Below are 19,390 nucleotides of genomic sequence, written 5' to 3'. Positions count from 1 at the left end.
GATCTGGCCACCGGAGATGATCGCCACCTCCACCCGCTCCGCCAGCCGCACCAACAGCTCGCCGATCCGCGGATCGATCGGGCTCTTCGACGGGGCCAGCGTGTCGTCGAGGTCGAACGCCACCACCCGGGCGGGCGCGGCGAACGATGCGTCAGCGGGAGGCGCGGAGGTCATCCCCTCAGCCTAGGCGGTCGCGCCGGAGAGGCCGCGGCGGTGCCGAGCGGGGGAGCCGGCGGGCCGGACCGATCCGTCGTGGTTCGTAGGCGGTCGCCGGATCAGGTAGACTTGCGGGGTTGCAAAACGGGGTGTGGCGCAGCTTGGTAGCGCGCGTCGTTCGGGACGACGAGGTCGCAGGTTCAAATCCTGTCACCCCGACACAAGAAGAGGGACTCGCCGGAAGGCGGGTCCCTCTCTCGCGTTTCGTGGACCGTGCGACGCGGCCGCGTGTCAGGCCGTCGCAGTGCGCACCAGGTCGGCGACCCGCTTCGCGACCTTCGGCGTCCACGTGAGCACCGCGAAGGCGGTCGGCCACATCTCGCCGTCGTCGAGAGCGGCGCGGTCCTCGAAGCCGATCGTCGAGTAGCGCGTCTTGAACTTCGCGGCCGGCTGCAGGAAGACCACGATCTTGCCCTCGGCGTTCGCGAAGCCGGGCATGCCGTAATAGGTCTTCGGCACGAGCGCGGGCGCCGTCTCCGAGACGACCTTGTACCAGCTCTCGGCGAGCGACCGGTCGTCGGGCTCGAGCTTCGCGATCGCCTCGAGCACCGACTTCTCGCCCGCCGCGCGGTTCTTGCCGGCCTTCTCCTGCTCGCGCAGCTCCTTCGCGCGCTGCTTGACCGCGTCGCGCTCTTCCTTGCTGAGTCCGTCGCTCATGACCCCGCCTCTCTTCTGCGCCTCACCCTAGGGGGTCGCTCACCGCTGCGACAGGAGCCTGGCGAGGAGGGCGGGTGTGTGCCGGGCGGCCTCAGGCGCGCGGCGCGAGCGTGATCAGCGAGGCCTCCGGCCGGCATGCGAACCGTACGGGGGCGTAGATCGAGTGGCCGAGGCCGGCGCTCACGTTGAGCGGCGTGATCCGTCCGCGGTGGGTCCAGGTCGACAGCCCGCGCGCCTGACGCAGGGGGATGTCGCAGTTCGCCACGAGCGCGCCGTAGAACGGCACGCGCACCTGGCCGCCGTGCGTATGACCGGCGAACAGGAAGTCGGCGCCCGCGTCCGTGAAGTCGTCGAGCACCCGGCGGTAGGGGGCGTGCATCACGCCGAACGTCAGGGGAGCGTCCGGCTGAGAGGCGAGCGCGTCCAGCGACGCCGGAACGTCGTCGAGGCCGTGATGGGCATCGCCCACCCCGAACACCCGCACCTCGCCGCCGCGCACGCTCAGCGTCGCCGCGCCGTTGTCGACGCTGCTCCAGCCGAGGTCGTCGGTCAGGAACGCATCGAGCGCCTCGGTGTCGAGCCGCACGGCCTTCGGCGTGCGCTCGGACGGCCCCCGGAAGTAGCGGAACGGGTTGCGCGGGCCGGGGCCCCACAGGTCGTTCGACCCGTGCACGTAGACGCCCGGCACGCCGCGCAGCGGCGAGAGGGCCGCGCGGACGCCGGCGAGGCCCTCCGAATGGCCGAGAGCGTCGCCCGTGCTGACGACCAGGTCGGGCCGCAGGGCCGCGAGTCGCGCCATCCACCGCTGCTTGCGATGCTGCCACGGCGCCATGTGGGCGTCCGAGATGTGCAGGATCCGGATGGGCGTGCTGCCCGGCTCGAGCATGCGCACCACGTGGCGGCGCACGGTGAACAGCTGGCGCTCGATGCCGATGCCCCAGACGGCGCTGGCCGCGCCGGCCGCCGCGAGGGCACCCAGCGCGGCCAGCGCGCCGCGGGAGGCGGACGCCACTAGTCGCAGCTCTTGCGCACGTAGTCGACGGTGACCGTGTCACCGCGGGACAGCACCGTGTCGGCGCCCGGGCTCGTCCCGGTCGCGCGGCCGGCACCCGAGTTGCCGTCCTCGGAGCACTCGCCCCGCTCGGCGTTGAGGCCCGCGTCCGACACCGCGTCCAGGGCGTCCCTGAGCGACTGCCCCTGCACGTCCGGCACGGTCGTCCCCTCGCCGTTGCTCGGCGAGATCGTGACGGTCGTGCCGCCCGCGACGCGGCCCGCACCCGGATCCTGCGCCTCGATCAGGCCCTCGTCCTGGGTGCCCGCGACGGGATCCCCGACCACGACGCTGAACCCGGCGTTGCGGAGGGTCCAGGTCGCCTGATCGACCGTCTGGCCGATCACGCTCGGGAGGTCGGTGAGCACCTGCCTCGAGAGGTTCGGGTCCGCGGGCGGGAACTGTCCGCCCGGATAGGCGGCGTTCGCCGCCGCCTGAATGTCTCTTGCGAGACCGAAGCGGATGTCCTTGATCAGGCGGCCGTTCGCCCAGGTCTGGAACAGGTCGGCCTTGTAGTCGCCCTGTCCATCGCCGTCGGTGTCGATCGAGCTGGCGTTGCCGATCCACACGAAGGTGGTGGCCTTCGTCGAGGTCTCGACGAGCGCCGTCTGGTCCTTCTCGTTCGTTCCGGTCTTGCCGATCACCGGGATGCCGTCGTTGTTGCGGGCCAGCGCACCCGTGCCGCCGCCGTTCATCACACTGGCCAGCGCGCTGGCCGCGGTCGCCGCCACCTCGGGAGAGAGCTTCTGCTCGCAGGTGCTCTCCGGCAGCGGCTCCTCCTCGCCGTCCGGGCCGACGATCCGCTCGATCGCGGTCGGCGTGCACTGCGAGCCGTTGTTCGCGATCGTCGCGTAGACGGACGCCATCGCGAGGGGCGCGATGTTCGCGGAGCCGAGCAAGCCGAACGGGTTCTGGAAGTTCGCCATCTCGGAGATCTTCTCGCCGTAGCCGGTCGGCACATCAAGCCGGTCGGCCACGCGCAGGATGTCGCAGAGATTCAGCTTCGCGCCCATCGCGAGGAAGCCCGAGTTCAACGAGTCGCGCGTGAAGCTCTGCACGGTTCCGGTGTACCCCGAGACGTTGTTGAAGTTCGCAATCCGACTTCCCTGCGGAATCGGGCTGCCGTCGCAGTTGAACCCCTCGAAGGCGTTTCTATTGACGCCGTTGAGCGTCTCGCGGATCGAGTGCCCCTGTTCGAGCCAATCGAGCAGGGTGAAGACCTTGAAGGTCGACCCGAGGGCAAATCCGCTGGATCTGCCGTACTCATAGTCCGCCGCATAGACGAGCGATGTCTCGCCCTGGCCGGCCTCCGCCGATTCGTTGAACTTCGTGTTCTGCACCATCGCGAGGATGCGACCGGTGTCGGCTTCGAGAGTGATGCCGGTGGCACCGAAGTCCATGCCGTCGACATAGGCTGGCGCGTACTCGGTCATCGCCTGCTCCGCAGGCAGCTGCACGCTCATGTCGAGCGTGGTGTAGATCTCCAGGCCGCCGCGACGCAGGAGCTCCGGCCCGAGGTCCGGGTCGTTCTCGATCACCGCCTGCACGTACTTGCAGAAGTACGCCGATCCACCGGCCGTGCTGCAGCCCTTCTCCCGCGGATTGATATCCGGCTCCACGGGTGACGCGTGGGCCTCCTTGTATTCCGCCTCGGTGATCTTCCCGTCCTCGTACATGCGCGTCAGCACGTAGTTGCGACGGTCCTTCGTCTCGGCCCAGCCGTCGGCCTCACCGTTGATCCGGGTGCCGTCCGACTGCGTGTACGACCCGTCCTTGACATCGATGCGGTAGTAGTTCGGATTCTGCACGATGCCGGCGAGGGTCGCGGCCTGCGTGAGCGAGACGTCCTTCGCCGAGACGCCGAAGTAGTACTGTGCGGCGGCCTCGATGCCGTAGGTCACGCCGCCGAAGTTCGCGATGTTGAGGTAGCCGAGGAGGATCTGCTCCTTCGAGTACTTCTTCTCGATCGCGATCGCGAAGCGCATCTCCTGCAGCTTGCGGCCGATGCCCTCCGCGCCATCCGAGTTGGTCGCCTCGAGGTAGCACGCCGCCTGAGCCGCCTGGATCTCCTCGGCCGTCGCACCCTCGGAGTCCTGCTCGCACTCCTGGATCAGCACGTTCTTCACGTACTGCTGGCTGATGGACGAGCCACCGCGCGTGCTGCCGCTGCGCAGGTTGTTCACGAGCGCCGTCGTCGTGCCGAGCAGGTCGATGCCGCCGTGCTCGTAGTAGCGCGGGTCCTCGCTGGACAGCAGCGCGTCGTACACCAGCGACGAGACCTCGTCGTACTCGACCGGGTCGCGGTTCTGGTCGTAGAAGGTGGCGAGCGCGTACGGCTCGTCGCTGTTGGGGTCGTCGACGTAGATGGTCGACGGCAGCATGGGCTGGTCGACCTCCAGGTTGCTCGGGAGGTTGTCGAACAGCGAGATCGCGCTCGACGCCGCGTAGCCCGAAACCGCGATCGCGGGGGTCACTGCCGCGGTGACGAGCACACCCGCGGCGGCGCTCAGGCCGACCAGGCCGAGCACGCCGCCGAGCACACCGCTGGCCGTCCTTTTCGCATGAGGCATAGGGTGATCGTAAGCCGTCAGTCTGAGCGATTTCCGGATCCCGGGCGCGTCGCTACGGCCCACCCCCCGTCGACCCGGCGGTCCGGCGCCGGATCGTGACCCGCCGGCCACACCCGGAAGGACCGCTCCATGACCACGTGGGAGTACCTGACCACGCCGCTGCTGATCCACAACACCGCGGCGATCCTGAACAACTGGGGCAAGCAGGGCTGGGAGCTCGTGCAGATCGTCCCCAACGCCGAGGGCGGCCTCGTCGCCTACCTGAAGCGACCCGTCGGCGGCGGCGTCGAGAACGCCGGGCTGGGCGCCGCGGCGCAGGCCGCACGCCAGTTCGAGGGAGAGGGCCAGTGAGCGCGCCGCAGGCGACCGCCGTCTCCGACCGACTGCGCGAACTCGGCATCGAGCTGCCGTCGGTCGTGCCCCCGGTCGCGGCGTACATCCCCGCCAAGGTGCACGGCGACGTCGTGCAGACCTCCGGCCAGCTGCCGATGTCGGCCGGTGCGCTCCCCGCGACCGGCAAGGTGGGCGCCGAGGTCTCGGCTGAGGACGCCGCGGCGTACGCACGGACCTGCGCCCTGAACGCGCTCGCCGCCGCGGCGGCTGCCGCCGGCGGGGTCGACCGGCTCACCGGCGTGCTGAAGGTCACGGGCTTCGTCGCCTCCGCGCCGGAGTTCACCGGCCAGCCCGCCGTCATCAACGGCGCCAGCGAGGTGCTCGGCGAGATCTTCGGCGAGGCCGGTCGTCACTCCCGCTCGGCCGTCGGCGTCGCGGTGCTGCCGCTCGACGCCCCCGTCGAGGTCGAGGTGGCGTTCACCCTCGCGTGACCCCGCGGCGGCTTTCGCTGCCCGAACCGCGAGAATCCGTCTCCGCGCCGAGAATGCGGGTGTTGCACGCATTGTCGGCGCGGGAACGGATTCTCGCGGACTGACCGGCGGGCCTACCTGCGGCCGGTGACCTTGGACTGGATCGTGGACATGACCATCGTGTCCGCCAGGGTCGTGGTGTCGCCGACCTCCCTGCCCTCGGCGACGTCCCGCAGCAGGCGGCGCATGATCTTGCCGGAGCGCGTCTTCGGCAGCTCGGTGACGATGTAGATCTCTCGGGGGCGGGCGATCGCGCCGATCTGGTCCGCGACCCAGCCGCGGAGGTCCTGCGCCAGGTTCTCGATGTCCTCGTGCGACTTGAGGTAGGACTCCTTCAGCACGCAGTAGGCGACCACCGCCTGGCCGGTCGTCTCGTCGGCCGCCCCGACGACCGCCGCCTCCGCCGTGGCCTCATGGGCCACGAGCGACGACTCGATCTCGGCGGTCGACAGCCGGTGACCCGAGACGTTCATGACGTCGTCCACGCGGCCGAGCAGCCAGATGTCGCCGTCCTCGTCGAGACGTGCGCCGTCGCCCGCGAAGTAGTAGCCCTGCTCCGAGAACTTGTCCCAGTACGTCTCCTTGAAGCGCTCGGGATCGCCCCAGATGCCGCGCAGCATGCTCGGCCACGGCTCGGTGACCACGAGCAGCCCCCCGTTGCCGTTGCCGACGTGCCGCCCGTCCTCGCCGACGACGTCGAGGGAGATGCCGGGCACCGGCACCTGCGCCGACCCCGGCTTCGTCTCGGTCACGCCGGGCAGGGCGGACACCATGATCGCGCCGGTCTCGGTCTGCCACCACGTGTCGACGATCGGCGTCTTGCCGGCGCCGATGATCTCGCGGTACCAGATCCACGCCTCGGGGTTGATCGGCTCGCCCACCGAGCCCAGCACCCGCAGCGAAGACAGGTCGCGTGCCTGGGGGATCTGTCGTCCCTGCTTCATGAAGCCGCGGATCGCGGTGGGCGCGGTGTAGAAGATCGTCACGCCGAACTTCTCGATCACGTCCCACCAGCGGCCCGGCTCCGGGTGCTCCGGGGTGCCCTCGTACAGCACCTGGGTGGCGCCGTTCGCGAGCGGGCCGTACACGACATACGTGTGCCCGGTGATCCAGCCGATGTCGGCGGTGCACCAGTAGACGTCGCTCTCGGGATGCAGGTCGAACACGTTGCGATGCGTGAACGCCGCCTGGGTGAGGTACCCGCCCGAGGTGTGCAGGATGCCCTTGGGCTTCCCGGTGGTGCCCGAGGTGTAGAGGATGAACAGGGGGTTCTCGGCCTCGAACGGCTGCGCCTCGTGCTCGGCCGACGCCTGCGGCACGACCTCGTGGTACCAGACGTCGCGATCCGCCACCCAGTCGATCTCGTTCTCGCCGCGGCGGACGACCAGCACGTGCTCGACCGTCTCCTGCTCGCCGAGACCGTTGCGGTCGGCGAGGGCCTGGTCGACCGCGGGCTTGAGGGGCGAGACCTTGCCCTTGCGCCAGCCTCCGTCGGCGGTGATCACGAGCTTGGCGCCGGCGTCGTCGATGCGCGAGCGCAGGCTGTCGGCGCTGAAGCCGCCGAAGATGACCGAGTGGATCGCGCCCACGCGGGCCACGGCCAGCATCGAGGCGACGGCCTCGGGGATCATCGGCAGGTAGATCGCGACGCGGTCGCCCTGGCCGATGCCGAGGTCGGCGAGCACGTTGGCCAGGCGCCGGACCTCGTCGGTCAGCTCGGCGTAGGTGATGCGCCTCTCGTCTCCCGGCTCGCCCTCCCACAGGAGCGCGACGCGGTCGCCGTTCCCCGCCTCCACATGGTGGTCGAGGCAGTTGTACGCGACGTTCAGCTCGCCGTCGGCGAACCACTTCGCGAACGGCGGGTTCGCCCAGTCGAGCACCTGCGTGAAGGGGGTGTGCCAGTGCAGCAGCTCGCGGGACTGCTCCGCCCAGAATCCCTCGCGGTCGGCGTCGGCCCGCTCGTACAGGTCGGGCCCGGCCACGGCGGCGGCGGCGAAGTCGGCCGTCGGCGGGAAACGGCGGGTCTCGTCGAGGAGATGATCGATGCTGGTGTTCTCAGCGCTCATGTGGCTCGCGCTCCTTTGCGACTTGGCCTGCGGGCCCGGTCATGCGACCAGGACCGCGTTCGGTTCGACGTGCCGCGGCTCCGCGGCGACCGGGCGTCTGCGCCCGTGCGGACGATGACCGCCCGCATCGCGAATGTACGCCCGCCGTCCGACAGGCAATACCGCCGAAAGTCGGTGACGCTCGTCCACAGCCGGGCGGCAGGAGCTGGTTGTGCCGCCGGTACCGCCGCGCCGCCTCCGGCGGTGCGTGCGCTTCCTAGCGTCGGAGCATGCCAGAGCCGTTCGTCGTGCAGCCCCGCGCATCCCGCGTCTCTTCCGGGCGTACGGAGCCCGGCAGGGACGAGGACGCGACCGGAGCCGCGACGCCCGCCTCTGCGTCGGCATCGGCCTGGCACGCGCTGGCCCCGTACATCGACGACCCTCAGGTCACCGACGTGTTCGTCAACGGAGCGGACGGGCTGTTCGCCGATCGCGGCGACGGCCCTCGTGCCGATCCCTCCTGGCGCGCCTCGGAGCGCGAGGTGCGCGAGCTCGCCACCGCTCTGATCGCGCGCGGCGGGCGCCACATCGACGACGCGGCGCCGTGTGTCGACGTGCGCCTGCAGGACGGCGTGCGGGTGCACGCCGTGCTGCCGCCGATCGCGACGACCGGCACGGCCCTGTCGATCCGCATCCCGCGGATGCGCGGCGCCGACCTCGACGCGCTGTGCCGTGGCGGCGCGTTCGGCGAGGAGGCGCGGCGGTGGCTCGTGCGGATCGTGCGCGAGAGGCAGAACGTGCTCGTGACGGGAGCGGCGGGCACGGGCAAGACCACGCTGCTCGGGGCTCTCCTCGCGCACGCACCGGCGCACGAGCGCATCGTCACGATCGAGGACGTGGCCGAGCTGCGCATCGCCCATCCGCACCACGTGTCGCTCGAGGCACGCCAGCCCAACCTCGAGGGCGCCGGCGGCGTCGACCTGGCGCGCCTCGTGCGGGAATCGCTGCGGATGCGCCCCGACCGGATCGTCGTGGGGGAGTGCCGCGGCGAAGAGGTGCGGGAGCTGCTCACCGCGTTGAACACCGGCCACGACGGCGGGGCCGGCACGTTGCACGCGAGCGGCCTGGCCGAGGTGCCCGCCCGTCTCGAGGCGCTCGGGGCGCTGGCCGGCATGGACGACCACGCCGTCGCCCGCCAGGTCTGCAGCGCGATCGGCTTCGTGCTGCATCTCGAGCGGCGTCCGGACGGCGAGCGCGGGCTCGCGCGCGTGGGGCGGTTCACCGAGGACGCGGGTCGGCTGGCGATCGAGGAGGTCAGGCCGTGGGAGAGCCCTCGCATCCTGTCGGGCGGGGACGGCTCATGAAGAAGGCGAGGACGTCCCGGCCGGCGGGGGCCGTGGAGGCGACGGTGCTCCGTCTCGCCGTGCTGCTGCAGGCGGGCGCGACCCCGCACGCCGCCTGGCGGCACCTCGCGAGCGCCGGGGACGCGGTCGCCGGGCGGATCGCCGACCGCGCGGCCGCGGGCGTGCCGCTGCCGGAGGCCATCGAAGCGGAGGGCGACGCAGACGACGCCTGGCTCGACATCGCCGCGGCCTGGGAGGTCGCGGCCACGGTCGGCGCCCCTCTCGCCGACTGCCTGCGGTCGGTCGCCGCCGCGCTCCGCGACGCGCAGGAGGCACGCGACGACGTTCGCATCGCGTTGGCCGAGCCCGCCGGGACAGCCCGCCTCATGACCTGGCTGCCGCTCGCCGGGCTGCTGCTCGGAGGCGCCCTGGGCTTCGACGTGCTCGGCGTCCTGTTCGCACAGCCCGTCGGCATCGCGTGTCTCGTCGCCGGTGCGGCCCTTTTGCTGGTCGCCCGCGGGTGGACGCGGCGCCTCGTGAGGGCGGCGCAGCCGCTGCCGGGGATGCCGGGGATGCACGCCGAGCTGACCGCGATCGCCCTGAGCGGCGGCGCCTCGATCGAGCGTGCGGAGCATCTCGTCGCGCAGGCGCCCGGCGGGCCGAGGGCAGGCGGCGGCGAGACCGCGTCGGTGCTGGCGCTGTCGCGCGAGGCGGGCGTCCCCGGTGTCGAGCTGCTGCGCGCCGCCGCCGCGCACGAGCGCCACGCCTCGCGCACCGAAGGCAGGTTGAGGGCCGCGAAGCTCGGATCGCGCCTGCTGCTCCCGCTCGGCGCCTGCACCCTGCCGGCGTTCCTCTGCCTCGGCGTCGCGCCCATGCTGCTCGGCGTGCTCGCCGCCACCCCTCTCCCGGGAATGCCCGGGTGAGTCACCGCCCCAGGACGGGGCCGACACGTCCCGACGAAGGCCCAAAAGAAAGAAGGAGTCATGAACCCTCGAAACGACGAACAGCGCAACGGCTTCGCGGAGCCCCGCACCCGGCACGGGCTCGCCGATCTCGTCGCGGACGACACCGGCGCCTCGACGGCGGAATACGCCATCGTGACGATGGCCGCCGTGGCGTTCGCCGGCGTCCTGGTCGTGATCATGCGCTCGGGCGAGGTGCGCGAGATCCTCACCGATCTGGTGCGCCGCGCGCTCACGGTCTCGTGAGCCGACGCGCGGCACGAGCCCGCGACGCGCCCTCCGCCGTCCGCCGCAGCCGCTCGCCCGTCCTCGCGGACGAGGGCGGCTCGGTGGCGGCGGAGCTCGCGGTCGCGTTGCCGGCCGTCGCGGTCGTCATCGTCCTCGGCATCGGTGGGCTGCTGGCGGCCGCGACCCAGGTGCGGTTGCAGGACGTCGCGGCCGACGCCGCGCGGATCGTGGCGCGCGGCGAGCCCGAGGGGCGGGCCGCGGAGGTGGTCGCGCAGGCGGTCGGCGGTGCCGCCTCCGCGACGTCCTGGAGGGGCGACCTCGTCTGCGTCACCGCGACGGCCGAGCCACGCGTGGCGGGCATCCCCGTGCCGATCCGCGCGACCAGCTGCGCCCTCGGCGGCGGGCTGTAACGGCGATGGCCGGGTCAGCCCTCGCCGCCGGCATCGGCTCCGTGGCCGCGGTGCTGGTGCTCGGCCTCGCCGCATCCGGCGCCGCCGCGGTCGAGAGCCAGCGCGTCGCCGGTGTCGCCGACGCCGCCGCGCTCGCCGCGGCGGACACCGTCAGCGGCGCCATCGCGGGCGACCCGTGCGCTCGTGCGAGCGAGGTCGCCGCCGCGCAGCGCGCGACGCTCGCCGGATGCTCGCTCGACGGCCTGATCGCGACGGTGAGCGTCGCGTCGACCTTCGTCGGCTTGCCCGTGCGCGCCACGGCCCGCGCCGGACCTCCTCCCTGAGGGTCCCGTCGGGACGGGCGAGCCCGCGAGCCGACGCACAGTCCGCGGTATGTATTGTGTGGATCGAAGAAAGGACACCCGTTGTCATCAGGCAAGAAGCTCGTCATCGTCGAGTCTCCGACGAAGATGAGGTCGATCCAGGGCTACCTCGGCGACGAGTACGAGGTGCTGAGCTCGGTGGGTCACATCCGTGACCTCGCCGACAAGCGCGACATCCCCGAGAAGGACCGCGCCGCGTACGGCAAGTACTCCATCGACATCGACAACGGCTTCGACCCCTATTACGTCGTCAGCGATCGGAAGACCAAGACGGTCTCCGAGCTGAAGCGAGCGCTGAAGAACGCCTCCGAGGTGCTGCTCGCCACTGATGAGGACCGCGAGGGCGAGGCCATCGCGTGGCACCTGCTCGAGACGCTCAAGCCCAAGGTGCCCGTCAAGCGCATGGTGTTCCACGAGATCACGAAGGACGCGATCCGTGCCGCCGTCGAGCGCACGCGCGACCTCGACCTCGCGCTCGTCGACGCGCAGGAGACGCGACGCATCCTCGACCGCCTGTACGGCTGGGACGTCTCTCCGGTGCTGTGGCGCAAGGTCGGTTCGGGAGCCGGTGGCCAGGCGCTCAGCGCCGGGCGCGTGCAGTCGGCGGCGACCCGCCTGATCGTCGACCGGGAGCGCGAGCGCATTGCGTTCGTGTCGGCCGACTACTGGGGCATCCAGGCCACCGCCGCGCGTGACGCGGAGGGCTTCTCCGTCCGTCTCGTGCGCCTGGACGGCGCCTCGCTCGCCGTGGGCCGCGACTTCGACGACCGCGGCCAGCTCAAGCGCGCCGTCGTCGTGCTCGACGAGAAGGCCGCGAGCGACCTCGCCGCCGCGATCGACGCCGCCGGTGGGGGAGAGGTCACGAAGGTCGAGGCGAAGCCGGGCAAGCGCCGCCCCTACGCGCCGTTCACGACCTCGACGCTGCAGCAGGAGGCCGGCCGCAAGCTCGGCCTGTCGGCGAAGAACGCGATGTCGGTCGCGCAGAGCCTGTACGAGCGCGGATACATCACCTACATGCGCACCGACTCGACCAACCTGAGCGCGCAGGCCGTCAAGGCGGCTCGTGAGCAGGCGGTGAGCCTGTACGGCGAGCGGTCGGTGCCGCTCAAGCCGCGCGTGTACGCCTCGAAGAGCAAGAACGCGCAGGAGGCGCACGAGGCGATCCGCCCGTCGGGCGAGCAGTTCCGCACCCCGAAGCAGGTGGCCGGCGACCTCGGTCGGGACGAGCAGCGCATGTACGAGCTGATCTGGAAGCGCACCGTCGCCAGCCAGATGTCGGACGCGGAGTTCGAGACGACCACGGTCACGCTCGCCGCCGAGGTGGACGGCAAGACGGCGGAGTTCACGGCGTCCGGCACGGTCTACACGTTCAAGGGCTTCCTCGAGGCCTACGAGGAGGGGCGCGACGAGCGCCGCCGCGACGCCGACGAGGCCGAGAACCAGTCGCTGCCGCAGGTCGCCGAGGGCGACCGCGTCGCTCTGTCCGAGGCGACGGCCAAGGGCCACTCGACCACGCCGCCGCCGCGCTACACCGAGGCGAGCCTCGTCAAGGCGCTCGAGGAGAAGGGCATCGGACGGCCCTCGACCTTCGCGAGCATCATCGGCGTCGTCCTCGACCGCGGTTACGCGACCAAGCGCGGACAGGCGCTCGTGCCGTCGTGGCTGGCGTTCAGCGTGGTGCGGCTGCTCGAGCAGCACTTCGCCGAGCTGGTCGACTACGACTTCACCGCCGAGCTGGAGGACGAGCTCGACGCGATCGCGCGCGGCGAGCAGAAGCGTGTCGAGTGGCTGCGGGCGTTCTACTTCGGCTCGGGGGAGCACCCGGGCCTCCGCGGCATCGTCGACAACCTCGGCGAGATCGATGCGCGCGCGCTCAACGCGACTCCGCTCACCGACACCGCCACGCTGCGCTTCGGCAAGTACGGCCCCTACATCGACGTGGCCGACGCGGCGGATCCGGAGGCGAAGTCGCGCATCGTGAACGTGCCCGAGGACCTCGCCCCCGACGAGCTGACCGCCGAGAAGGTGCAGGAGCTCATCGACGCTCCGGTCGCCGGCGACCGGGTGCTGGGCGAGAACCCCGAGAACGGCAAGCTGGTGGTCGTCAAGGACGGGCGCTTCGGGCCGTACGTGCAGGAGCAGGACGCCGTGGACGCCGACGCCGCCGACACGGCGACCGGCGAGGTGGTCGAGGAGACGCCGAAGAAGCGCACGACGAAGAAGGCCGCGGCGCCCAAGCCCCGCACCGCGTCGCTGTTCAAGTCGATGTCGCCCGAGACCGTCGACCTCGACACGGCGCTGCAGCTCCTCTCGCTGCCCCGTACGGTCGGCGCCGACCCCGAGTCCGGCGAGCCGATCACCGCGCAGAACGGCCGCTTCGGCCCGTACCTCAAGAAGGGCGCCGACTCGCGATCGCTTGAGAGCGAGAGCCAGATCTTCGACGTCACGCTCGAGCAGGCGCTCGCGCTGTACGCGCAGCCGAAGTACGGCGCCCGTCGCGCCTCCAGCGCGCTGAAGGAGTTCGAGGCCGATCCCGTCAGCGGCAAGCCGATCCGCGTCCGCGACGGCCGCTTCGGCCCGTATGTGACGGACGGCGACACCAACGTCACGATCCCGCGCGGCACCACGCCCGACGAGATCACGTTCGAGCGGGCGGTCGAGATGCTCGCCGAGAAGCGCGCCAAGGGGCCGGCCCCGAAGCGCGGTCGAGGCGGCGCGGCGGCCAAGAAGCCCGCGGCGAAGAAGACGCCCGCGAAGAAGACGCCCGCGACGAAGGCCACCTCGTCCTCGCGTTCGGAGGCCGCCAAGAAGGCCGCCGCGACGCGCGCCGCGAACAAGGCCGCGAAGGCGGCGGGAGAGCAGTGACCGGATCCGCCGTGGCGGCCGGTCTGTGGGTGACGTTCGAAGGCGGCGACGGCTCGGGCAAGACGACGCAGGCGGCCCTGCTGCAGGAATGGATCGAGGGCACCGGGCGGACGGTCGTCCGCACCCGCGAGCCGGGCGGCACCGAGGTCGGCGTGCTCGTCCGGGACATCGTCCTGCACCACCGCGGTGACATCGCGCCCCGCGCGGAGGCGCTGCTGTACGCGGCCGACCGAGCCCATCACGTCGAGACGCTGGTGCGCCCGGCGCTCGATCGTGGCGAGGTCGTGATCCAGGACCGTTACCTCGACTCGTCGGTCGCCTATCAGGGGGCCGGCCGTGTGCTCGACGCGGGCGAGGTGCGCGACCTGTCGCTCTGGGCCACGGGGGGAGCCCTGCCCGACGTCACGGTGCTGCTCGACCTCGATCCCGGCGCGGCTCGCGCCCGGCTCGACGCCGACGACAAGCCGTTCGACCGTCTCGAATCCGAGAAGGCGGACTTCCATGCACGCGTCCGCGAGGCGTTCCTCGCTCTCGCCGCCGCCGAGCCCGGCCGCTTCCTCGTGCTCGACGCGACCCGGCCGATCGACGAGCTGGCGGCAGACATCCGCCGCCGCCTCCAGCCGCTGCTCTGACGGTCGCGACGAGGGACCAAGCCCTGCCCGCGGCGCACAACGCAGGACCCGTGCGGCGGAACCACGAGGGCCCACCGTCATCCGCTTCCCCGGTCGCACCCGTTCCCGCGTCGTGCAGGCGATCGATGCCGCGCCCCGTCGCCGTGACGCGTCGGCGCCGGCGTTCGCCCCAGCCGACCTCGGCGAACTGTCTCACCCCGCGGCTAGGCTGGAGCGCATGACCTCCGTGGCCGCCCCCTCCCTGCCGTGGGGCGAGGTGTGGGGCCAGGACGCGGCGGTCGAGGCCCTGAGCGCTGCGGCCGCCGATCCGGCGGCGCTCGCGCACGGCTACCTCATCACGGGCCCGCCCGGATCCGGGCGGGCACCGCTGGCGCTGGCGTTCGCCGCGGCGCTCATCGCGAACGACCCGGGCGATGAGCACACCATGCGCCAGGTGCTCGCGCGCACGCACTCCGACCTCACGCTGCTGCGCACCGAGGGAAGCATCATCCGGATCGAGGACGCGCGCAAGATGGCCGCGCGGTCCTACCTCGCCCCGTCCGCGGGCCGACACCGCGTGATGGTGATGGAGGACGCCGACCGGATGCCCGAGCGCACCGCGAACGTGCTCCTGAAGGCGCTCGAGGAGCCGCCTGAGCGCACGGTCTGGATCCTGTGCGCCCCGAGCGACGCCGATCTGCTGCCCACGATCCGCTCCCGCGTGCGCGTGCTGCGGCTGCGCGAGCCCGGCGTCGACGAGGTGGCGCGCCTCATCACGGCGCGCACCGGCGCCGAGCCGGACGTCGCCGAGCAGTCGGCACGGCACGCCCAGCGGCACATCGGCATGGCGCAGCGCCTCGCCACCGACGAGGCGTCGCGCACGCGTCGCGACGAGACGCTGCGAGGAGTGCTGCGCGTCCGCGGCATCGGCGACGTCGTCGAGGTCGCCGGGCAGATCGTGCAGGCCGCCACCGACGACGCCAAGGCGCTCACCGCCGAGCGTGACGAGGCCGAGCGCTCGTCCCTGCTGCGCACGGTCGGCATCGCCGACGGGGCCCGCATCCCGCCCGCGGTGCGCAGCCAGCTGAGCGCGCTCGAGGACGATCAGAAGCGCCGTGCGACGCGCAGCCTCCGCGACGGCCTGGACCGCGTGCTCACCGACCTCCAGTCGCTGTTCCGGGACCTCGTCATGCTGCAGTTCCGGCGCGAGACGGACATCATCAACATCGAGCTGCTCGAGGACCTCCACGAGCTCGCGGCACGCTGGTCGGCAGATCGCACGCTGCTCGTGCTCGATCACATCGCCGAGACGCGCGAGGCGCTCGAGCAGAACGTGCAGCCCACGCTCGCGCTCGAATCGCTGCTCGTGACCGTCGTGAGCGGAAGAGCCCCCGGCAGAGAGAAGAAGGCGTGACCCGTACCATCCGCCGGCTCGGCAGCGCCGTCGCCGTCCTCGTCGTCGGCGCCCTGGCGCTGTCCGGCTGCCTCTACGCGCAGATCCCCGAGGGGTCGCCGCAGCGGCCGGACGCATCCCGCACCCCCGATCCTGCGATCGCCGCCGAGCTCCGGGTCTTCTACGACCAGGACGTGGAATGGTCGGAATGCGGCGCGTCGTTCGACTGCACGACCATCGTCGCTCCGCTCGACTGGGCCGAGCCGGACGCCGGCGAGATCGAGCTCGCCGTCGTGCGGCAGCGGGCCACGGAGGGCGACCCGCTCGGCTCGCTGCTGCTGAACCCCGGCGGGCCGGGAGGCAGCGGCTACGACTTCGTCGCGCAGTCGGTCGACTTCGCCGTCAGCGAGGCGCTGCAGGAGCGCTACGACATCGTCGGCTTCGACCCCCGTGGCGTGGGCCGGTCGACCGCGGTGTCGTGCCTCGACGCGGCCCAGATGGACGACTACCTCTACGTGATCCCCGAGCACGAGCGCGGCACCCCCGAGTGGGAGGATGAGCTGACCGCGCGCAACACGGAGTTCGCGGACGCGTGCGAGGCGAACAGCGCCGGCATCCTCGAGTTCATCACCACGGACCAGTCGGCCCGTGACATGGACCTGCTGCGCGGCGTGCTGGGCGACGAGAAGCTGACCTATCTCGGCTACTCGTACGGCACCTTCCTCGGCGCGACCTACGCGAAGCTGTTCCCGGAGCGCGTCGGCCGTCTCGTGCTCGACGGCGCGATCGACCCGTCGGTGTCGGGGACCGACGTCGGCACGACCCAGGCGGTCGGCTTCGAACAGGCGCTGCGCACCTACATGGAGTCGTGCCTCGAGACCGACGGATGCCCGTTCGACGGCTCGGTGGACCAGGCGATGGGCGATCTCTCCGCGCTGCTGGCGTCGGTCGACCGCTCGCCGCTGTCCTCCCCGGACGGACGCAGCCTGGGCGCCGACAGCCTGATGACGGCCATCATCGCGGCGCTGTACGCCGAGGAGAACTGGCCGTACCTGACGGCCGCGCTCACCGAGGCGCTGCAGGGCGACTCCGCCACGGCGTTCCTGCTCGCCGACTTCTACAACGGTCGGCAGGACGGGCAGTACCAGGACAACTCGACCGAGGCGTTCCAGGCGTACAACTGCATGGACTACCCGGCGGACGAGACGCAGGAGCAGATCGACGCGTCCGACGAGCTGGTGCAGCAGGAGGCGCCGACGATCGCGCCGTACTGGGACGGCCCCGGCGTGTGCGAGGTCTGGCCGTACGAGCCGACCGGCGTGCGCGAGCCGATCGCGGCGGAGGGCGCGGCGCCGATCGTCGTGATCGGCACGACGGGTGACCCGGCGACGCCGTACGAGTGGGCGGTCTCGCTGGCGGAGCAGCTCTCCAGCGGCGTGCTGATGACGTACGAGGGCGAGGGGCACACCGCCTACAACGGCGCCAGCTCCTGCATCGACGACGCCGTCGACACGTTCTTCCTCGATGGCACCGTGCCGCAGGACGGGCTGACCTGCCAGTGACAGCCTCGGGCGACGGGGGCGGCGGTGCCGAGCCGCAGTCGGTGAAGTCCGCCGCCCGCGCGCTCGAGATCGTCGAATGCGTCGCCGAGGCCGGTGCGCTGAGCTTCAACGACATCGTCGCGAGGCTCGGCCTGCCGAAGTCGAGCGCGCACGGCCTGCTGCGCACGCTCGAGGGCGAGGGCTGGCTGGTGCAGGAGTCCGAGACGCGGCGCTTCACCCTGGGGCTCAAGGTGTGGCAGCTCGGGCAGAGGTACGACGGTCACCGCGGGCTCGCGGAGACGGCGAAGCCCATCATGGACGCGCTCGCGCGCAGCACGGGGGAGACGGTCCAGCTGGCCCGCCTGGACGGCGTGGAGAACGTCTACATCGCCATCAGCCTGTCGCCGAACCCCATGCGCATGGCGTCGACGGTGGGCATGCGGCTGCACGCGCACGCCACGGGCATCGGGAAGGCGCTGCTCAGCACCCTGGACCCGGGTGAGGCTCGGCGGCGCCTGTCGGCGGTGGTGCTGCCGCGGCTCACCGCGCGGACCGTCACCGATCCGGACGAGCTGATGCGGATCGTGACGCGCACCGCCGACGTGGGGTACGCGGTCGACGACGAGGAGTTCGTCGAGGGGTGCCGCTGCGTCGCCGTGCCGCTGACGGCGGAGGGGGAGACGGGCATCGCTGCGGCTCTCAGCGTCACGCTGCCTACGCAGCGAACCCCCGACGGCTGGCCGCGTTCGCTGTACGCGCCGTTGGCACATGCGGCCGAGGAGATCCGCGCCGCGATGGGGCTCTAGCCCCGCCGAGACGGTCGCCGGGGCGGTCGTTTGACGGTCGCCCGCGGGCATGCCATACTGCTCCGACTTCAGCCATATGAACCTAGGTTCACACTTGTGAACTTTTGCGACCATCAATGGAGATCGTCATGACACAGCCGTCCGCCGCCCCAGCCCTGCAGGCTCCGACGCTCGCTCGGATCGTCCGCCGCGTCACCGGCCGGCTGCTGCCGGTGCTGCTGCTGATGTACGTGCTCGCGTTCCTCGACCGCTCGAACCTCGGCTTCGCGAAGGCGGCCTTCCAGGCCGACACCGGCATCTCCGACGCCGCCTACGCGCTCGGTGCCGGCATCTTCTTCCTCGGGTACGCCGTCTTCGAGGTCCCCAGCAACCTCATCATGCGTCGCGTGGGAGCGAAGATCTGGCTCGCCCGGATCATGATCAGCTGGGGCATCGTGTCGGCGCTGATGATGTTCGCCACCAACGAGGCCGTCTTCTACCTCCTGCGCGTGCTGCTGGGCATCACCGAGGCCGGCTTCTTCCCGGGCGTGATCCTCTATCTGACCTACTGGATCCCCGTGCAGCATCGGGCGCGCGTGAACGGCTACTTCTACTTCGGCGCGCCCCTCGCCTTCATCTTCGGCGGCCCGCTGTCGGGCATCCTGCTCGACCTCGACGGGCTCGGCGGGCTGCACGGCTGGCAGCTGATGTTCCTCGTCACGGGCGTGCTCACCGTGCTCGTGGGCTTCGTCGTCATCGCCTTCCTCGACAACGGCCCGGCCGACGCGAAGTGGCTCTCCGAGACCGAGCGGCAGACGCTGCTGGCGGCGCTCGAGGACGAGGATCGGGACAAGGCGGACCACTCGCCGCGGGGTGCGCTGCGAGCGCTCGCCAACCCCGTCGTGCTGTTCTTCGGGCTTGCGTACTTCACGATCCAGATGAGCGTCTACGGCGTGAGCTTCTACCTGCCGACCCAGGTGAGCGCGCTGGTCGGAGAGGACGTCGGCCTCGGCGTCGGCCTCATCACGGCGATCCCGTGGGTCGCTGCACTGGTGGCGACGTTCTTGCTGACGCGCCTCGCTGACCGCACCGGACGTCGCCGGGAGATCGCGACTGCCGCTCTGGCGGCCGCGGGCATCGGCATGGGCGCCTCGGTGCTGTTCGACAGCCCCGTGCTCGCGCTCGTCGGGCTGTCGATCGGGGCCGCCGGCTTCATCTCGGTGCAGCCGATCTTCTGGACGCTGCCGACGTCGTTCCTCACCGGTGCGGCGGCCGCGTCCGGCATCGCCCTGATCAACTCCCTCGGCAGCCTCGGCGGCTTCGTGGCGCCGGTGCTGAAGAACGCCGTCGACGAGGGTGTCGGGTCCGGCGCCGGGATGATCGTGCTCGGCGGCATCGCGCTGGCCGGGGCGGTCCTGATCCTGCTGGTCAAGCGCGTCGCCCGCGGCGCCGCCGCGATCGCCGAGCGCACCGACGCCGCCTGACCCG

At 71.6% G+C, this 19,390-nt stretch carries 17 protein-coding genes, 1 tRNA gene and 1 pseudogene; 14 read left to right on the top strand and 5 right to left on the bottom strand.

What is annotated here, in order from left to right; translation table 11 throughout:
* Window positions 1-174: pseudogene (locus tag K5S26_RS18730) on the bottom strand (HAD family hydrolase); the annotation flags it as partial.
* Between the two features lie 127 nt (window positions 175-301).
* Between K5S26_RS18730 and K5S26_RS10910 the strand changes: the two are divergent.
* Window positions 302-375 (top strand) — tRNA-Pro (locus tag K5S26_RS10910).
* A 72-nt stretch (window positions 376-447) separates the two neighbouring features.
* Here K5S26_RS10910 and K5S26_RS10905 read toward each other — a convergent pair.
* The 3 genes from K5S26_RS10905 to K5S26_RS10895 all read right to left on the bottom strand — a co-directional run bounded on the left by K5S26_RS10905 (window position 448) and on the right by K5S26_RS10895 (window position 4,494).
* Window positions 448-873 (bottom strand): hypothetical protein, encoded by a 426-nt coding sequence (locus K5S26_RS10905; protein WP_221857998.1) that lies wholly within the window; start codon window positions 871-873, stop codon window positions 448-450.
* Window positions 874-964: 91 nt separating this feature from the next.
* Complete coding sequence (locus K5S26_RS10900; protein WP_221857997.1) at window positions 965-1,885, bottom strand: metallophosphoesterase; 921 nt, start codon at window positions 1,883-1,885, stop codon at window positions 965-967.
* Complete coding sequence (locus tag K5S26_RS10895; RefSeq protein ID WP_221857996.1) at window positions 1,885-4,494, bottom strand: transglycosylase domain-containing protein; 2,610 nt, start codon at window positions 4,492-4,494, stop codon at window positions 1,885-1,887. The genes K5S26_RS10900 and K5S26_RS10895 overlap by 1 nt, the downstream gene beginning before the upstream one ends.
* Window positions 4,495-4,623: 129 nt before the next feature.
* Between K5S26_RS10895 and sp36 the strand changes: the two genes are divergently transcribed.
* The gene (sp36, locus tag K5S26_RS10890) at window positions 4,624-4,845 is read left to right on the top strand and encodes a Sp36 family protein (protein WP_221857995.1); all 222 of its coding nucleotides are present in this window, start codon (window positions 4,624-4,626) and stop codon (window positions 4,843-4,845) included.
* Window positions 4,842-5,318, top strand: a complete 477-nt coding sequence (locus tag K5S26_RS10885) for a RidA family protein (RefSeq protein ID WP_221857994.1) — start codon at window positions 4,842-4,844, stop codon at window positions 5,316-5,318. The genes sp36 and K5S26_RS10885 overlap by 4 nt, the downstream gene beginning before the upstream one ends.
* A gap of 113 nt (window positions 5,319-5,431) precedes the next feature.
* Here K5S26_RS10885 and acs read toward each other — a convergent pair whose 3' ends face one another.
* On the bottom strand, window positions 5,432-7,423 hold the full coding sequence (acs, locus tag K5S26_RS10880) for an acetate--CoA ligase (RefSeq protein WP_221857993.1): 1,992 nt from the start codon (window positions 7,421-7,423) through the stop codon (window positions 5,432-5,434).
* A 269-nt stretch (window positions 7,424-7,692) separates the two neighbouring features.
* Here acs and K5S26_RS10875 point away from each other — a divergent pair, with 269 nt between their 5' ends.
* From K5S26_RS10875 to K5S26_RS10825, 11 genes are all read left to right on the top strand, one after another.
* Entirely contained in the window at window positions 7,693-8,766 is a 1,074-nt protein-coding gene (locus tag K5S26_RS10875; protein ID WP_221857992.1) for a TadA family conjugal transfer-associated ATPase, read from the top strand.
* Window positions 8,763-9,668, top strand: coding sequence for a type II secretion system F family protein (locus K5S26_RS10870; RefSeq protein WP_221857991.1), 906 nt, complete (start codon window positions 8,763-8,765; stop codon window positions 9,666-9,668). The genes K5S26_RS10875 and K5S26_RS10870 overlap by 4 nt, the downstream gene beginning before the upstream one ends.
* A 60-nt stretch (window positions 9,669-9,728) precedes the next feature.
* Window positions 9,729-9,953, top strand: a complete 225-nt coding sequence (locus tag K5S26_RS10865) for a DUF4244 domain-containing protein (protein WP_221857990.1) — start codon at window positions 9,729-9,731, stop codon at window positions 9,951-9,953.
* Window positions 9,950-10,345, top strand: coding sequence for a TadE family type IV pilus minor pilin (locus tag K5S26_RS10860; protein WP_308122909.1), 396 nt, complete (start codon window positions 9,950-9,952; stop codon window positions 10,343-10,345). The genes K5S26_RS10865 and K5S26_RS10860 overlap by 4 nt, the downstream gene beginning before the upstream one ends.
* A 5-nt stretch (window positions 10,346-10,350) precedes the next feature.
* Window positions 10,351-10,668: an Rv3654c family TadE-like protein gene (locus K5S26_RS10855; RefSeq protein WP_221857989.1), complete on the top strand. Its 318-nt coding sequence runs from the start codon at window positions 10,351-10,353 to the stop codon at window positions 10,666-10,668.
* A gap of 81 nt (window positions 10,669-10,749) precedes the next feature.
* Window positions 10,750-13,572, top strand: a complete 2,823-nt coding sequence (topA, locus tag K5S26_RS10850) for a type I DNA topoisomerase (protein ID WP_221857988.1) — start codon at window positions 10,750-10,752, stop codon at window positions 13,570-13,572.
* A gap of 11 nt (window positions 13,573-13,583) precedes the next feature.
* Window positions 13,584-14,204, top strand: coding sequence for a dTMP kinase (gene tmk / locus K5S26_RS10845; protein WP_221858019.1), 621 nt, complete (start codon window positions 13,584-13,586; stop codon window positions 14,202-14,204).
* Window positions 14,205-14,421: 217 nt separating this feature from the next.
* The gene (locus K5S26_RS10840; protein ID WP_221857987.1) at window positions 14,422-15,597 is read left to right on the top strand and encodes a DNA polymerase III subunit delta'; all 1,176 of its coding nucleotides are present in this window, start codon (window positions 14,422-14,424) and stop codon (window positions 15,595-15,597) included.
* A complete protein-coding gene (locus tag K5S26_RS10835) occupies window positions 15,594-17,138 on the top strand; it encodes an alpha/beta hydrolase (protein WP_221857986.1) in 1,545 nt (514 codons plus the stop codon). The genes K5S26_RS10840 and K5S26_RS10835 overlap by 4 nt, the downstream gene beginning before the upstream one ends.
* A 41-nt stretch (window positions 17,139-17,179) precedes the next feature.
* On the top strand, window positions 17,180-17,923 hold the full coding sequence (locus tag K5S26_RS10830; protein ID WP_308122908.1) for an IclR family transcriptional regulator: 744 nt from the start codon (window positions 17,180-17,182) through the stop codon (window positions 17,921-17,923).
* Window positions 17,924-18,051: 128 nt separating this feature from the next.
* On the top strand, window positions 18,052-19,386 hold the full coding sequence (locus K5S26_RS10825) for an MFS transporter (RefSeq protein WP_221857984.1): 1,335 nt from the start codon (window positions 18,052-18,054) through the stop codon (window positions 19,384-19,386).
* The last annotated feature ends 4 nt before the right edge of the window (window positions 19,387-19,390 follow it).

This window comes from Microbacterium marinilacus (assembly GCF_019753765.1).
Taxonomy (GTDB): Bacteria; Actinomycetota; Actinomycetes; order Actinomycetales; family Microbacteriaceae; genus Microbacterium; species Microbacterium marinilacus.
Note: the sequence above shows the minus strand (reverse complement) of the source record. Positions and strands in the feature narration are given on the sequence as shown.

Excerpts from the sequence above, each read along its gene's own strand:
- sp36 (WP_221857995.1), top strand. The coding sequence starts at position 4,624 with ATGACCACGTGGGAGTACCTGACCACGCCGCTGCTGATCCACAACACC.
- K5S26_RS10840 (WP_221857987.1), top strand. The coding sequence starts at position 14,422 with ATGACCTCCGTGGCCGCCCCCTCCCTGCCGTGGGGCGAGGTGTGGGGC.
- acs (WP_221857993.1), bottom strand. The coding sequence starts at position 7,423 with ATGAGCGCTGAGAACACCAGCATCGATCATCTCCTCGACGAGACCCGC.
- K5S26_RS10870 (WP_221857991.1), top strand. The coding sequence starts at position 8,763 with ATGAAGAAGGCGAGGACGTCCCGGCCGGCGGGGGCCGTGGAGGCGACG.
- K5S26_RS10875 (WP_221857992.1), top strand. The coding sequence starts at position 7,693 with ATGCCAGAGCCGTTCGTCGTGCAGCCCCGCGCATCCCGCGTCTCTTCC.
- K5S26_RS10895 (WP_221857996.1), bottom strand. The coding sequence starts at position 4,494 with ATGCCTCATGCGAAAAGGACGGCCAGCGGTGTGCTCGGCGGCGTGCTC.
- K5S26_RS10905 (WP_221857998.1), bottom strand. The coding sequence starts at position 873 with ATGAGCGACGGACTCAGCAAGGAAGAGCGCGACGCGGTCAAGCAGCGC.
- K5S26_RS10865 (WP_221857990.1), top strand. The coding sequence starts at position 9,729 with ATGAACCCTCGAAACGACGAACAGCGCAACGGCTTCGCGGAGCCCCGC.
- K5S26_RS10825 (WP_221857984.1), top strand. The coding sequence starts at position 18,052 with ATGACACAGCCGTCCGCCGCCCCAGCCCTGCAGGCTCCGACGCTCGCT.
- K5S26_RS10855 (WP_221857989.1), top strand. The coding sequence starts at position 10,351 with ATGGCCGGGTCAGCCCTCGCCGCCGGCATCGGCTCCGTGGCCGCGGTG.